Origin of the sequence: Rhodococcus yunnanensis NBRC 103083 (assembly GCF_001895005.1) — a bacterium.
Lineage (GTDB): Bacteria > Actinomycetota > Actinomycetes > Mycobacteriales > Mycobacteriaceae > Rhodococcoides > Rhodococcoides yunnanense.
Map to the genome: position 1 here is coordinate 580,007 of NZ_BCXH01000001.1, position 14,910 is coordinate 594,916.

At 64.9% G+C, this 14,910-nt stretch carries 14 protein-coding genes; 1 reads left to right on the forward strand and 13 read right to left on the reverse strand.

Annotation, left to right across the window (positions count from 1 at the left end; translation table 11 throughout):
• Nucleotides 1-106 precede the first annotated feature (106 nt).
• From nusB to RY1_RS02565, 3 genes are read right to left on the reverse strand one after another with little or no spacing between them, the layout of a single operon-like run.
• Complete coding sequence (gene nusB, locus RY1_RS02555; RefSeq protein WP_072801916.1) at nucleotides 107-640, reverse strand: transcription antitermination factor NusB; 534 nt, start codon at nucleotides 638-640, stop codon at nucleotides 107-109.
• 1 nt (nucleotide 641) lies between these two features.
• Nucleotides 642-1,205 (reverse strand): elongation factor P, encoded by a 564-nt coding sequence (efp, locus tag RY1_RS02560; protein WP_072801917.1) that lies wholly within the window; start codon nucleotides 1,203-1,205, stop codon nucleotides 642-644.
• A gap of 47 nt (nucleotides 1,206-1,252) precedes the next feature.
• Nucleotides 1,253-2,356: a M24 family metallopeptidase gene (locus tag RY1_RS02565; RefSeq protein WP_218019770.1), complete on the reverse strand. Its 1,104-nt coding sequence runs from the start codon at nucleotides 2,354-2,356 to the stop codon at nucleotides 1,253-1,255.
• Between the two features lie 161 nt (nucleotides 2,357-2,517).
• Between RY1_RS02565 and RY1_RS02570 the strand changes: the two genes are divergently transcribed.
• Nucleotides 2,518-3,171, forward strand: coding sequence for a B-4DMT family transporter (locus tag RY1_RS02570; RefSeq protein ID WP_072801919.1), 654 nt, complete (start codon nucleotides 2,518-2,520; stop codon nucleotides 3,169-3,171).
• A gap of 16 nt (nucleotides 3,172-3,187) precedes the next feature.
• Here the strand turns inward: RY1_RS02570 and aroB are convergent, their stop codons facing one another.
• From aroB to RY1_RS02620, 10 genes are all read right to left on the reverse strand, one after another.
• Nucleotides 3,188-4,297 carry a 3-dehydroquinate synthase gene (gene aroB / locus RY1_RS02575; protein WP_072801920.1) on the reverse strand — a complete coding sequence of 370 codons (1,110 nt, stop codon included), beginning with the start codon at nucleotides 4,295-4,297 and terminating at the stop codon, nucleotides 3,188-3,190.
• A 23-nt stretch (nucleotides 4,298-4,320) separates the two neighbouring features.
• The gene (locus tag RY1_RS02580) at nucleotides 4,321-4,872 is read right to left on the reverse strand and encodes a shikimate kinase (RefSeq protein ID WP_072801921.1); all 552 of its coding nucleotides are present in this window, start codon (nucleotides 4,870-4,872) and stop codon (nucleotides 4,321-4,323) included.
• Nucleotides 4,869-6,056: a chorismate synthase gene (gene aroC / locus RY1_RS02585; RefSeq protein WP_072801922.1), complete on the reverse strand. Its 1,188-nt coding sequence runs from the start codon at nucleotides 6,054-6,056 to the stop codon at nucleotides 4,869-4,871. Before aroC ends, RY1_RS02580 begins: the two co-directional genes overlap by 4 nt.
• Before the next feature lie 21 nt (nucleotides 6,057-6,077).
• Nucleotides 6,078-6,659, reverse strand: a complete 582-nt coding sequence (locus RY1_RS02590; protein WP_371829434.1) for a prepilin peptidase — start codon at nucleotides 6,657-6,659, stop codon at nucleotides 6,078-6,080.
• A gap of 97 nt (nucleotides 6,660-6,756) precedes the next feature.
• Nucleotides 6,757-7,566 carry a shikimate dehydrogenase gene (locus tag RY1_RS02595; protein ID WP_072802267.1) on the reverse strand — a complete coding sequence of 270 codons (810 nt, stop codon included), beginning with the start codon at nucleotides 7,564-7,566 and terminating at the stop codon, nucleotides 6,757-6,759.
• Nucleotides 7,567-7,568: 2 nt separating this feature from the next.
• A complete protein-coding gene (locus tag RY1_RS02600; RefSeq protein WP_174565301.1) occupies nucleotides 7,569-8,900 on the reverse strand; it encodes an endolytic transglycosylase MltG in 1,332 nt (443 codons plus the stop codon).
• Nucleotides 8,897-9,472, reverse strand: coding sequence for a Holliday junction resolvase RuvX (gene ruvX, locus RY1_RS02605; protein WP_072801923.1), 576 nt, complete (start codon nucleotides 9,470-9,472; stop codon nucleotides 8,897-8,899). Before ruvX ends, RY1_RS02600 begins: the two co-directional genes overlap by 4 nt.
• A 2-nt stretch (nucleotides 9,473-9,474) precedes the next feature.
• The gene (gene alaS, locus RY1_RS02610; RefSeq protein ID WP_072801924.1) at nucleotides 9,475-12,144 is read right to left on the reverse strand and encodes an alanine--tRNA ligase; all 2,670 of its coding nucleotides are present in this window, start codon (nucleotides 12,142-12,144) and stop codon (nucleotides 9,475-9,477) included.
• A 57-nt stretch (nucleotides 12,145-12,201) separates the two neighbouring features.
• Nucleotides 12,202-13,593 (reverse strand): replication-associated recombination protein A, encoded by a 1,392-nt coding sequence (locus tag RY1_RS02615; protein ID WP_072801925.1) that lies wholly within the window; start codon nucleotides 13,591-13,593, stop codon nucleotides 12,202-12,204.
• A 33-nt stretch (nucleotides 13,594-13,626) separates the two neighbouring features.
• Nucleotides 13,627-14,796 (reverse strand): protein kinase family protein, encoded by a 1,170-nt coding sequence (locus RY1_RS02620; RefSeq protein WP_072801926.1) that lies wholly within the window; start codon nucleotides 14,794-14,796, stop codon nucleotides 13,627-13,629.
• Nucleotides 14,797-14,910: the final 114 nt, after the last annotated feature.

Genomic DNA, 14,910 nt, shown 5'->3' on the forward strand with positions numbered 1-14,910 from the left:
TCCTTCTCCGCCTCTCTGGACGGATCGTTAAAGGATGTCTGACAGTGCACGAGCCTAGCAATCGCCTATCCCTGCCCGTTCGCGGGGATACGCCAAAGATCGGCTGTCAGGAATTGGACGGGGTCTCGTCCGAGATGGCCCGATCCGGTCGCGAGGACACTGCGGCCGCAGCAGCACGCACCTGAGGGGCCACGAGAACGATCTGGCCGAGAACACCGTTCACGAACGACGGCGAATCGTCGGTCGACAACTGCTTCGCGAGCTCGACGGCCTCGTCCACCGCGACGACCGGTGGAACGTCGGTTGCATGGAACAACTCCCACACGGCCACGCGCAGGATCGCACGATCGACGGCGGGAAGACGATTCAGAGTCCAATCGGTCAGGTGGTCGGCGATCACACCGTCCAACCGATCCAAGTTCTCCGCGACCCCGACGACGAGTGTCTCGGTGTACTCGCTCACCGGGGCGATCGAGTCGTCGCCGCGAGCGAGTTCGATGCGTTCCTTGGTGAGATTCACCGGGTCCGTGTCACGCGCCTCCGCCTCGAACAGGAAATCCACTGCCCGTTTCCGCGCCTTGTGCCGCGCACCGAGCTTCTTCACCGGCTCGGTGCGCGCTGACGTCTTCTTCGATGACACGTTAGGAGTTCACACGCCCGAGGTAGTTTCCGTCACGCGAATCGACCTTGAGCTTGTCCCCGGTGTTGATGAACAGTGGGACCGAGATCTCGGCTCCGGTCTCGAGCGTGGCAGGCTTGGTTCCGCCGGTGGAGCGATCGCCCTGCAGGCCGGGATCGGTGTGCTTGACCTCGAGCTCGACGGTGACCGGAAGCTCCACGTACAGCGGTGCGCCCTCGTGGGTCGCAACCTGAACCTGCATGTTCTCGAGCATGAAGCGAGCACCGTCGCCGACGACTGCTTCGCTGATCGAGATCTGGTCGTACGTGTCCCCGTCCATGAAGACGAAGTCACTGCCGTCGTGGTACAGGTACGTCATGTCCCGGCGATCGACCGTTGCCGTCTCCACCTTCACACCGGCGTTGAACGTCTTGTCGACGACCTTGCCCGACAGGACGTTCTTGAGCTTGGTGCGCACGAACGCTGGGCCCTTGCCCGGCTTCACGTGCTGGAACTCGATGATCGACCACAGCTGATTCTCGATGCTGAGGACAAGACCGTTCTTGAAATCGCTGGTGGAAGCCACTGGCTTTTACGTCTCCTCGTATTCTCGTGTGCAGGAACCGCCGCGCTTCACACGAGAGTAAGTTCCTTGCTGGTCATGGTGAGCAACTCGGGACCATCCTCGCGAACGATGAGCGTGTCTTCGATCCGAACGCCTCCGCGCCCTGAGAAATACACACCCGGTTCGACGGTCACGGCTGCACCGCAGAGAAGTGTACCGGTGCTGGCGCGCGCGATTCCCGGCGCTTCGTGAATTTCGAGTCCGACCCCGTGCCCGAGTCCGTGCAGAAACAGCTCGCCGTACCCGGCATCATCGATGACCGAACGTGACGCAGCGTCCACGGATGCGGTGCTCACCCCCGGTGCCAATGCGTTGCGGCCTGCCGCCTGCGACCGGAGAACCAGATCGTAGACATCGGTCTGCCACGCCTCGGGCGTGCCGAGCACCACCGTGCGGGTCATGTCCGAGTGATATCCGCCGACCAGAGCGCCGAAGTCGAATTTCACGAAATCACCCGACCGAAGCACAGCGTCGGTCGGCCGATGGTGCGGCACCGCCGAGTTCGCGCCCGCGGCGACGATGGTCTCGAACGAAATGCCGTCGGCGCCTGCGGCGACCATCAGAGATTCGAGTTCGCGAGCAACGTCGAGTTCGGTGCGGCCCGCCCGGATACCGCCTCGTTCTACGAGACCTGCGAACGCGTCGTCCGCCGCGCGGCACGCATCACGAAGCAACCCGATCTCGTCTTCGTCCTTCACCATCCGCAATTCCTCGACGAGCCCGGGACTGCGGACGAGATTCGGTGCCGGATCGAGCGAACTCCACGCCAGGTGCTGATCGACTGTGACGACATGACTCTCGAAACCCACGGGCCCCGTCTTCGGGGTGGCATCGCTGGCGAGCAGTGCCTCTGCCGAGGCACGATCGATCAACGCCCGTAGATCGGGCACCTGCTCCGCGACCTGGGTGAGGTATCGGCCGTCGGTGCAGATGACCGAATTGTCCTCGTTGCCGGCCGAATCTGCCGCCGACACCACGAGTGCAGCATTGGAGCCGGTGAATCCGGTCAGATATCGAATGTTGAGCAGATCGGTGACGAAGACCGAGTCGAGTTCGAGGGCGTGCATCGATTGCCTGAGCGCGGCCCGGCGGGCGCCGAAGTTCATTCGAATCGTGTCGCGGGCACGGCTCTGGTCGGTAGACATCCCTACAACTTACCGCCGTCGCACTGCGCGCGGACTGTCGTCGCACTGCGCGCAGGCTGGGGACGATCGACTGCGAAATTCTGTGGGGCCGGACACACTTACCGACGAGTACGGATAGGCTGTTGTCCATGACTGGGTGGGTGGTACGCGGAATCGGCATGGGTCTGATCAACGTGGGGGTGCGAATACTGCTGGGGGCAGCGGTAGCGCAGTGGCCTCTGCACGGGTCACAGCTGCGATGGATCGGCATGGCCGTCGTACTGCTCGCGGTCGTCGTATGGGCAGGGCTCGACGGAATCCGTGACCGCCGAGCGAACCCGGACCCCGAATACGGCGCCGATCTGACGATGCTCTGGCTCAAGGCAGCAGTGCTCGGCGGATTGCTGGCAGGTCTGCTCTCGTGGCTGGTCGGGCTGATCGTCGACTTCAGCCTCGGCCAGAACTCGCTGTTCTTCGAACTGACCTCGGGCGCCGCGTTCACGATCCTCGTGATCTTCATCCCGGCAACGATCTCGGTATTCCTCGGCCGGCTCCTCACCTCACGCGATGCGAAGAAGAAATTGGCGACCGCCGATGCCGAACGTGAGAAGCAGCGTCACGACCGTCACCTGGTCGGCACAGGCCAGGTGCCCGACTCCTCACGCGTCTCCCCGCCGCCGAGCCAGGATGCCGGCCGATCGCACTGGGCCGACGACAACGCCGACACCGAGGTTTTCCAGGCCGTCGATCCCGATGCGACTTCCCACGAGGAGTCGTCGAAGAAGCATGGGAACGACAGCTAGTACGGCTGGACCCGATCTACAACAAGATCCCCGAAGTCCCCTGGGGGGAATCCTTCGCCACGGCCGAGTAGGCAGCGACGAGAAGGGCCGGATCGGGTCCTTCGAGTCGGCCTGGCTTCGCCAATCCGTCCAGAACCACGAACCTGATCATCCCGGCTCTATTCTTCTTGTCCGTCTGCATGCCCTTCAAGAGATCGCCGAACGCCTCACCGTCGTACGAGGTGGGAAGACCGACCGATTCGAGAATGCTCCGATGGCGATCGGCAGTGGCGTCGTCGAGCCGCCCAGCCAACCTGCCCAACTCCGCGGCGAACACCAATCCCACCGACACCGCGGCACCATGACGCCAGCGGTACCGCTCGCGGCGCTCGATCGCGTGTCCGAGGGTGTGTCCGTAGTTCAGAATCTCCCGAAGGCTCGATTCCTTCAGATCTGCCGCGACCACACGAGCCTTGACCTCGACCGAACGCCGTATCAGCTCGGGTAGAACCGTTCCCGTCGGATCGAGCGCGGCCTGGGGATCGGCTTCGATCAGGTCGAGGATCACCGGATCGGCGATGAATCCGGTCTTGATGATCTCGGCGAGCCCGGCGACGATTTCGTGTCGTGGGACTGTCTCGAGCGTCGCAAGATCGACGAGCACAGCCGAGGGTTCGTGGAACGAACCGACAAGATTCTTTCCTGCCTCGGTGTTGATTCCCGTCTTGCCTCCGACTGCTGCGTCCACCATCGCCAGGAGCGTCGTCGGAACGTGAACGATCTTCACTCCGCGCATCCACGTTGCGGCAACGAAACCCGCCAGATCGGTGGCGGCACCTCCGCCGAGGCTGACCACCGCATCACTCCGAGTCAGACCGATACGACCCAGAACCTCCCAGCAGAATCCGGCGACCGCAAGTTCCTTGCCGTCCTCCGCGTCCGGAATCTCGATTCGGTGGGCGTCGATACCCTTGTCGGCCAGTGCTTCTCGTACCGCTTCGGCCGTGTCGGCCAACGGCGGCTGGTGGAAGATCGCTACCGTGGCGGTTCCCGCCAGTTCCTCCACGAGATCGGTCAGCAGTCCCCTACCGATGATCACCGGGTACGGCGCGGCAGTCTCGACCATGACGCGTACGGGCTCGGTCATTGATTCACCTTCATCCACTCGATTCAGTCGTTGTGCGCGGGCGGTGTCGACGCACCTGCCTGCTCGTGATGCTGCTTGAGCTTTGCCACCACCTGTGTGACGACGCGAGCTGGGCTTCGGCCATCGGTTCGCACTCGAATTGTGGCAGCGGACCGATACAGTGGCCGCCGAATGCGCATCAGGCTCTGATACTTCGCACGCGGATCCGCCCCTGCCAGCAGCGGCCTCGCCGAATTGGCGCCTGTTCGACGCAGCCCCTCGGCGACACTGATCTCCAGGTAGACGACGGTCTGCGACGCCAACCGCGAGCGAGTGCGCTCGGAGAGAATCGAACCTCCGCCGAGCGAGACTATCCCGGTGTGCGTGGCCAGGGCCTCCGCCACTACCTTCTCTTCGATGACACGGAAGGCCGGTTCGCCGTCCTGCGAGAAAATGTCCGGGATGGTTCTTCCCGTAGTCTGCTCGATCGCGACGTCGGTATCGAGCAACTCCAAGTCCAAGGCCTGAGCGACCCTGCGTCCTATGGTCGACTTGCCGGCACCGGGCGGACCGATCAGCACCGCATACGGTGTCATCGCGGAGGGCGGGCGGCGGTGCCCTTCACGTAGTGATCGACGTTGCTTACCGTCTCCGCCAACGAATCCCCGCCGAACTTCTCGAGAGCGGCCTGCGCCACCACGAGCGCAACCATGGTCTCGGCGACGACACCGGCGGCTGGAACTGCACACACGTCCGAGCGCTGGTGGATTGCCACAGCTTCCTCGCCTGTCGCCATGTCGACCGTGGCCAGAGCGCGTGGAACCGTCGAGATCGGCTTCATGGCGGCGCGCACCCGAAGTGCCTCGCCGTTGGTCATTCCACCTTCGATGCCGCCCGCACGGTTGGTCGATCGAAGGACACCGTCGGGGCCGGGTGTGATTTCGTCGTGGGCCGCGCTTCCGCGTCTGCGCGCGGTCTCGAAACCGTCGCCGACCTCGACACCCTTGATGGCCTGAATCCCCATCAACGCTGCAGCGAGGCGAGCATCGAGCCTCCGCTCACCGCTGACGAACGAGCCGAGACCGACCGGCAGCCCGTGGACCACCACCTCGACCACGCCTCCGAGAGTGTCGCCGTCACGCTTGGCAGCCTCGATCTCGGCGATCATCGACTCCTCGGCCGCCTTGTCGAAGGCGCGCACCGGACTCGCGTCGATCGCGTCCAGGTCGTCACCCGACGGCGGCAGGCCGACATATGGGTCGGAGGCGCCGATCGAGATGACGTGGGAGACCACATCGACGCCGAATGCCTGCTTCAGGAACCGACGTGCGACGGTACCGATGGCCACGCGAGCGGCCGTCTCTCGTGCGCTCGCGCGTTCGAGAACCGGACGCGCATCCTCGAAGCCGTACTTCAGCATCCCCGAGTAGTCGGCGTGCCCGGGACGCGGGCGCGTCAGCGGGGTGTTGCGAGCCAGGTCCGCGAGGACCGTCTCGTCGATGGGATCGGCCGACATGACCTGCTCCCACTTGGGCCACTCCGTGTTGCCGACCTCGATTGCGATGGGACCGCCGAGAGTGCGTCCATGACGGACACCACCCGTGATGGTCACCTTGTCCGCCTCGAACTTCATTCGGGCCCCACGGCCGTAACCGAGTCGGCGCCTGGCCAGTTGAGCAGCAATGTCGTCCGAGGTCACCTCGACACCCGCGACCATTCCTTCGAGGATGGACACGAGGGCGGGACCGTGAGATTCTCCGGCAGTTATCCAGCGCAGCACTGCGTCATCTTTTCACGTCCATCACGCCGCGAGTGCCAGCAGGGTCGACAGGCACATCGCGGGACCGTGCGGAACACGAGCCCGACGCCGACCACACGCCGCGACGATCACGCCGGCGACACCGGTGAGCAGCGGCGCCGCAAGTGCGGCAACCGCCCAGGCGTCGATGCCTGCCATTGCGGCGACGCCGCCGAGTGGCCACGCCAGCTTCACATCACCTGCGCCGAACGCGCGCGGCATCACCACATGCACCACCAGGTAGCAGCCGAACAGGCCCGCCGCTCCCACCAGCATCGCAGGAAACCGATCGAGAACAGCGGCATGAACGCCGATGACGATCGCTCCCGCGGCAGTGAGGACGTTCGGCAGGCGCCTCGACCCGACGTCGATGCTCGACAGGCACGCACACCACCACGCCAGCACGGCGACGCTCGCCGTACCACCCAACAGCGAAACGGCCGCCCATCCCGCGGCCGTCATCGGAGCGGCGCCCGTCGGCCGCCATTCTGCTCGTGCGCCGCGAAGGACGGCCGTCGACGCGACACCGACGCACGCACCTGCGACACCGGCGAGAATCACTGCGGACACTCTGGTTGCTTCCATCGGTTCATGCTGATGCATCCGACGGTCGGCGCCGCGCCGGAAGGCCTGGTCGGAGTTTGCCCTGTGGACGACGACGGTGCTTGTGGACAGAACTCGCTCAGAGCGAGGCGATCGCGGCCCGCATGGCCTCTCTCGGCGCAGGCATCCCGGTGAACTGCTCGACCTGTCCGTACGCCTGGTTCAGCAACATCGACAGGCCCGAAATCACGATGCCGCCCGCCACGTGAACAGCCGTAGCCAGCGGCGTGGGCCACGGATCGTAGATCGCATCGAGCACGACGGGCGCTTCGGCCAGAGCAGCGGACACCGGTGCCGCGCCGACTGCCGGAACGGTACTGACCAGCACCGACGCACGGCTGCACACTCCTGCGAGGTCTCCGTCCGACACGTCGAGAAATGCCGCACGCATCCCCGACTCGCTCGCGCACGCGAGGGTGGCTTGCGCCCGTTCGCGCGAGCGAGCCACGACGGTCACCGAGGCCGCGCCGAGGCCGGCGAGTGCTACGACGGCAGGCCTCGACGTGCCACCGGCCCCGACCACGACGACAGAGCGTCCTGCCAGGTCGACGACACCGGACTCCGAGAGAGCGCCCGTCACACCGTCGACGTCGGTGCAATCGGCGCGCCACCCGCCCGCGTGTCGTACGAGAGTATTGGCCGACCCCGCCAGCACGGCTCGGTCCGTTCGTTGGCCGGCGAATTCGAGCGCGGCGACCTTCCCCGGCATCGTCACCGATAGACCGACCCACTCCGGCCCGAGACCACCCACGAGCCCTGGAAGCTGCTCGCCCGTGCACAGAATCCGCTCGTACGTCCAATCGTCCAGCCCGAGTGCGCGATACGCAGCATCATGGAGCACCGGCGATTTCGAGTGTTCGATCGGACTACCGAGTACCGCCGCCCGCACGATCACCGCCCGCTTTCGAGGAAGCCGTCCTCGACTTTGCCGATGTTCGCCAGGTGCTCGTCGTAGTCACGGGTGAACAACGTGTCCCCCGCTTGATTGATGGTCACGAAGTACAGCCAATCCCCGTCGGCGGGCGCCTCGACTGCTTGCACCGCACCGACACTCGGCGCCGCGATCGGAGTTGCAGGCAGCCCCTCCATCGCATAGGTGTTCCACGGCGTCACGGCTGCACGGTCGGCATCGGTCGTCGCGACCTCGGTCGTGTCCAGCGCATAGTTGACCGTCGAGTCGAACTCGAGCTTCTGTGGCGCGGCGAGACGGTTGATGATCACACGCGCGACCTTGCTGAAGTCCGCCGGTAGCGACTCACGTTCGACGAGTGACGCAGCAACCAACGTCTGGTAGGGATCGAGGCCGGATTGGGCGCCCGCAGCGAGAATTCCGGTGCTCTCGTAGGTCTGGGCGCTCTCCGCCACGAGCTGTCCGAGTATGTCCACCGGGGACGCCGTCGGATCGAAATCCCATGTCCCAGCGGCAATGAGTCCCTCGAGCTGGCGATCGCGATCGGGAACTCCACGGACCTGCGCGCTTGCCCAGTCCGGAACACCGAGCGCGGCGGGATCGTCCACCCCGCCTGCCGCGTTGAACTCGTCGTACGACACACACGTCGGCCCATTGCCGGTGGTGTCGATGCAGCTCGCTTCCGACAGCAGCGTGTAGATACCCTTCTTCACCGCGTCGGTGTTGACGTCGCTGGAATCATGCAGCTGCCTACCTTCGGCGATGACGACATTTCCCACTCGCGCACTCGGATCGACAAGAGCGCTCACGGCCTGCGACGCGGGCACATTGCTCGGTATCAGGTAGTAGCCGGGCTGCACCGTCGACATCGAGGAGTTCTGAACGGCCGCCCCCATGAACGCACCCGAACTGGCCACGATTCCCTTCTCCGTCGCCGCGGCTCCGATCTGCTCGGCCGTGTCACCTGGATGCACGCGAACGACCACCGACGGGCCAGGACTGCCCGCCGCGAAATCCTCCGGTCCGCCCGTACCACCGGTCATCCGGTCGAATACGTAGTATCCGCCGCCGGCGACGACCACCACCAGAACGAGCCCGAGAACCAGCCCGACAGTGCGCCCCCGACGCTTCCGCTTGGCTGCAGCCCGATCCTGCCGCACCTGTGAGCGGCTGCGGCCGACCTCGCGTGGACCTCGACTGTGCACAGCCCGATGGAATTCGCTCCCCTCACCGACCGGGTACCCGATCGGATCCGTGTGAGCCTCGTCCTCGTCCAGGTACCGACCCCGGTCTGTGGACCCATGGTTGTTCACTCGCCGACCTCCGGGATTCGACCTTGCTCTTCGGACGGGGTGCTGCCGTGTGTGCGTATCGCGTTCAAGCGCGAGGACCTCTCGTCGAGCCACCCCTGCAGAATGGCAACCGCAGCGGCCTGATCTATCACCGAACGCTGTGCTTTTGCGCGTACACCGCTTTCGCGAAGTGCACGCGCCGCAGTCACGGTAGTCAATCTTTCGTCGGCCATGCGTATCGGCACGCCGGGCAGGCGCCTCGACAACGTCCGAGCGAACCGTTCCGCCGCCTTGACGGCCGGTCCGCTTTCCGCGCGAAGAGTCCGCGGCAGCCCTACGACGATTTCGACGGCCTCGTATTCGTGGGCGATATCGACGATCCGGCTCACGTCGGGCGCATCGGGCCCCTTCACCTTCGAACGCGGCACCGTCTCCACGGGAGTTGCCAGCACTCCGCCTGGATCACTCGATGCGACTCCGATGCGCACACTTCCGACGTCGATCGCTATCCGACGGCCCGGCCCTGGATCGTCGGCACCGGGACGATCCGGTTCGCGGTGCGGGCCTGCGGACTTCCCCGTGGAATCCGCCACGATCAGGAGTCGGCGAGTTCTGCGATCCGAACCCGAACTCCGGTCAGCGCTTCGGCGATCCCGTCCGGGTTCGATCCCGAGCCCTGCGCGGTCTCACCCTTGCCGCCTCCGCGGCCACCGATCGCCGGTCCGAAGCTCGACACCAGATCGCCTGCCTTCACTCCAGCGTCCTGTGCACCCCGGTTGGCGGAGACGACGAACGGCACCTTGCCGTCGACCGTGCCGAACAACACCACGACGGCAGGGTCGGATCCGAGGCGTCCACGCACATCTGCGGCGAGAGTGCGAAGATCGTTGCCGCCCACACCGTCCGGTGCCTGCGCGATGACCGCGCGCACGCTGCCGATGCGTTCGGCAGACTCTGCCAGACCGCCCGCGGAGGCCAGCACCGACGCAGCCTTGACCGCCTCGAGTTCCTTCTCCGCGATTCGGAGCCGCTCCACGAGATTCTCGACTCGTGCGGGAACTTCCTCGCTCGGCACCTTCAGCGACGACGCAACGCCGGCGAGCAACGCGCGTTCCTTCGCCAGGTATCGGTACGAATCCAGTCCGACGAATGCCTCGACACGCCTGACCCCTGAACCGACCGACGACTCGCCGAGCAGTGTCACGGGACCGATCTGCGACGAGTGCTGCACGTGCGTACCACCGCACAGTTCCATCGAGAACGGTCCACCGATCTCGACCACGCGTACCTCGTCGCCGTAGTTCTCACCGAAGAGCGCCATGGCGCCCATCGCCTTGGCACTGTCGAGGTCCGTGATCGAGGTGTTCACCGCGAAATCGGCACCGATGGCGTCGTTCGTCACCGTTTCGATGTCATTGCGCTGTGATTCGGACAGCCCGCCTTGCCAGGCGAAGTCGAACCGCAGGTAACCGGGCTTGTTGAGCGAGCCTGCCTGAGTTGCGTTGGGGCCGAGCACCTGCCGCAGTGCAGCATGCACCATGTGGGTACCCGAGTGTCCCTGTGTCGCGCCCTTGCGCCACGCCGGATCGACGTCGACACGGACCACGTCTCCTTCGGTGATCTGCCCGGTCTCGACCGTGACCTTGTGCGTCCAGACCTTCTTGGCGATCTTCTGGACATCGTCGACCTTCACGCGAAGACCGGGAGCCGATATCGTACCGATATCTGCGATCTGACCACCGGACTCCGCATACAACGGACTGCGATCGAGGATCACCTCGACCGATTCGCCTGCCGTGGCCGTCGGGACTCGGACGCCGCCGGAGATCAGTGCCAGGACGTTCGCCTCGGAGGACAGTTCGTCGAATCCGGTGAATTCGGTGGGACCGCGATCGACGAAATCCTTGTACACCGACAGGTCGGTGTGGGCGTGCTTGCGCGCGCGAGCGTCCTCCTTCGCACGCTGGCGCTGCTCGGTCATCAACGAGCGGAAGCCTTCTTCGTCGACGGCCAGACCTGCTTCCGACGCCATTTCCAGCGTCAGATCGATCGGGAAGCCGTACGTGTCGTGCAGAGCGAACGCCTCGGCACCGCCGATCGTCTTCTTGCCTGCGGACTTGACCGTCTCGGCGGCCGTGTCGAACAGTTTCGATCCCGAGGTCAATGTCTTGAGGAAAGCGGTCTCCTCGCCGACGGCAACGGTCAGGATGCGGTCGAATCCGCTGACGAGATCAGGGTACGACTCAGCCATCGTGTCGCGGACGACGGTGATGAACTGAGCCATGGTCTGGTCGGGCGCGCCGAGCAACCGAGCCGAACGGACGATACGTCGCAGCAGTCGGCGCAACACGTAACCGCGGCCGTCGTTGCCGGGGTTGACCCCGTCGGAGATGAGCAGCGCTGCGGTGCGCGCATGGTCGGCGATGACCCGGAACCGAATGTCGTCCTCGTGGTCGGTTCCGTACCGCCGCCCACTCAGCTCCTCGGCCTTGGCGATGACGGGACGGACCAGGTCGGTCTCGTACACGTTGTCGACGCCCTGCAGCAGGAACGCGACGCGCTCGACGCCCATGCCGGTATCGATGTTTTGCTTCGGCAGCGGCCCGAGGATCTCGAAATCGTCCTTGCTGACGCCCTGACCGCGTTCGTTCTGCATGAACACGAGATTCCAGATCTCGATGTACCGATCCTCGTCGGCCTCGGGTCCACCGTCGATGCCGAACTCGGGTCCGCGGTCGTAGTAGATCTCCGAACACGGCCCGCACGGTCCGGGGATGCCCATGGACCAGTAGTTGTCCGCCATTCCGCGGCGCTGGATCCGCTCGTCCGGAATACCGGCGAGCTCCTTCCACAGCGCGATGGCCTCGTCGTCGTCCAGATATGCAGTGACCCAGATTCGCTCCGGATCGAATCCGTAGCCACCGTCGTCGACACTGTTGGTCAACAGCGCCCAGGCATGCCTGATCGCGTCGCGCTTGAAGTAGTCGCCGAACGAGAAGTTTCCCGCCATCTGGAAGAAGGTGTTGTGGCGGGTCGTGATACCGACATTCTCGATGTCGAGTGTACGAACACACTTCTGGACGCTGGTCGCCGTCGAGTAAGGAGGAGTCTGCTGACCCAGGAAATACGGCACGAACTGCACCATGCCTGCGTTGACGAACAGCAGGTTGGGGTCGTCGAGCACCAAGGAGGCACTGGGCACTTCGGTGTGTCCGGCTTTCACGAAGTGGTCGAGGAAACGCCTGCGAATGTCATGGGTCTGCACTGTTACAGGTTAACGTGCGGATATCGCCTGCCGTGCAATCCCCACCACGAGCACCCGTCACCTGCCTCGGACGATCCTTCGAAGCTTGCCCACCCTGGTGCCGATTTCGCGCTCGACCCCGTGATCGGTCGGCTCGTAGTAGTTCACACCGACCAGTTCGTCCGGCGGGTACTGCTGACGGAGCACCCCGCCCGGATCGCTGTGCGGATATTTGTATCCGACCGCATTGCCCAGAGCTTCGGCGCCCTTGTAGTGCCCGTCACGTAGATGCGGAGGTACTGGACCCGACTTTCCCGCCGCCACGTCCGCCATCGCAGCGCCGAGAGCGGCGATCACCGCACCCGACTTCGGGGCCGTGGCCAGGTGGATCGTCGCCTGGGCGAGCGCAAGTCTGGCCTCCGGCATGCCGATGAGCTGCACCGCCGTCGCCGCGGCAGTAGCGGTCTGCAGTGCTGTCGGGTCCGCCATTCCTACATCCTCACTGGCATGTACGACGAGCCTGCGTGCGATGAACCGAGGATCCTCCCCTGCGGTGATCATCCTCGCCAGGTAGTGCAGAGCAGCGTCGACGTCGGACCCGCGAATCGACTTGATGAAGGCACTGATGACGTCGTAGTGCTGATCGCCGTCTCGGTCGTATCGAACTGCTGCCTTGTCCACGCTCGCCTCGACCGTGGCCAGATCTAGTACCGGGCCACCGGCAGCGCCCGCCGCGGCTTCCAACGCGGTCAACGCGCGCCGCGCATCCCCTGCGGCAAGCCGAACGAGATGAGCCATCGCGTCGGGGGCGATGGTCACCGCACCGTCGAGGCCACGCGGATCGTTCGACGCCCTGCTGAGCAACAGCTCGATGTCCTCGGAACTCAACGGTTGAAGCTGCAGCACGAGCGACCTCGACAGCAACGGCGACACCACCGAGAACGACGGATTCTCCGTTGTCGCGGCCACCAACAGGACGATCCGATTCTCCACGGCCGCCAGCAGCGCGTCCTGCTGAGTCTTGGAGAACCGATGCACCTCGTCGATGAACAGAACGGTCTGCTCGCCTGCGGTCAACCGGCGCCTGGCGAGGTCGATGACAGCGCGTACCTCCTTGACTCCCGCCGACAGAGCCGACAGAGCCTCGAACTTGCGGCCCGTTGCGCCCGAGATCAGCGACGCCAGCGTCGTCTTGCCCGTTCCGGGTGGGCCGTACAACATCACCGAGGATGCGCCCGAGCCCTCGACCAAACGCCGAAGCGGAGCCCCTGGCGCAAGTAGATGCGACTGTCCGACCACTTCGTCGAGAGTGGTGGGCCGCATGCGAACAGCGAGCGGAGCGTCGGGCCGTACGTACGGACGAGACGGCGCCGGTTCGGCGACGAAGCCGTCCTCGGCAGCCGCCGGTGCCTCGAACAAACCGCCTTCTTCTTCACCGTCGTCGAAACCCGCACCGAAACCTGTACTCACTACCCGAACGCTACTTCACCTGGAACGACGTGCTCACCGGTCCCACTTCACTCGCAGCGCAGCCACCACGTGCGCCGCGAATTCCGCCACATCCGAATCGCCGGTGCGGACCGCCTGGTCCACCAGTACGGTCCAACGGGAGAGCAGCGCCGCCGACCGCGGTACCGAGAGATGGTGTTCCCGTGCGGCGGCGATTCGGGTGTGATCGTTCGGGAGGAACCAGTAGGTCGACAACCAGACCCAGATCAGTTGCGCGTCGAGAATCTTCGATGCCAGCACACGATCGTCGGCGAGGTGAGGCCAGATGCCGACGACCTCGGCCCGCCACGCGTCGATCATTGCCTGCGCGCGATCGGCCGACAATTCGAAGTGGCACAGGCATCCAGGGAAGGACGCAAGCGCATAGGTGATGTCGAGCGTGGCGTCACGGAAGCCGCCCCACTCGTAGTCGAGAAACCGAACACCTTCCTCGTTCACGATGATGTTGTCGGGGCACAGATCGGAAGGGCTGAAGGCGCGGAACGCCCCGTGCGCGAACAGACGGCCGCTGCGTTCGACTCGTTCGAGAATCGACGTCGGGGTCTCGGCTATCCCGAGATCGTCCGCGAACATCCGGGGCACGGCACCGAGAGCATCGGGAATCTGGGCCGCGATTCCGTCGGCCGAATGCGGAAGCCCGACGCGCCGGAGCAGGGCAGCGAAATCGTCTTCTCGGCCGACAGTCGCGGCGTGCATCCGGCCGAGGGCCTGCGCCATCGCCATGAGCGAATTGGTGACCGACCCGGCATCGGAGTGCTTGAGCAGCGCGGTGATGGGGCTGGAATCGCCGAGGTCGCTGAGCACGAGAAGGCGTGCGCTCAGATCGTAGGCGAGCAGATCCGGTCCCGGCCTGCTGTCCGTGGCCAGTGCGGTGGCGAACTGGTACGACGCCGCCTCACGCAGAAATGCGGACCGACTGCCGCTGGTTTCCGACTCCGTCGGAAGCTCGGCCTCCGCCGCACTCTCACGCACCTGCTTGATCACCAGTGTTCGTGGCAACTGAAATGGGTTCTCGGCCACGCGGACACGGAGAACGATCGCCTGTCCACTTCCACCCAGATCGACTGGATCGACAAGTGTGACGGGTGCGCCCGTGCGCTTGGTGAGCAACTGCTGCGCGGCTGCTACTACCTCGGAGACAGGGTCTGCCAATGTTGCGGTCATCGGCTACCAAGGTACCCGGTCGGTACGACGAACAGTGGCCTCTCACGTACAACGAATCGGATGCTTTACCGACGACCTGGGGAAAGATCCGGTAGCAATTTCATCACGATCACA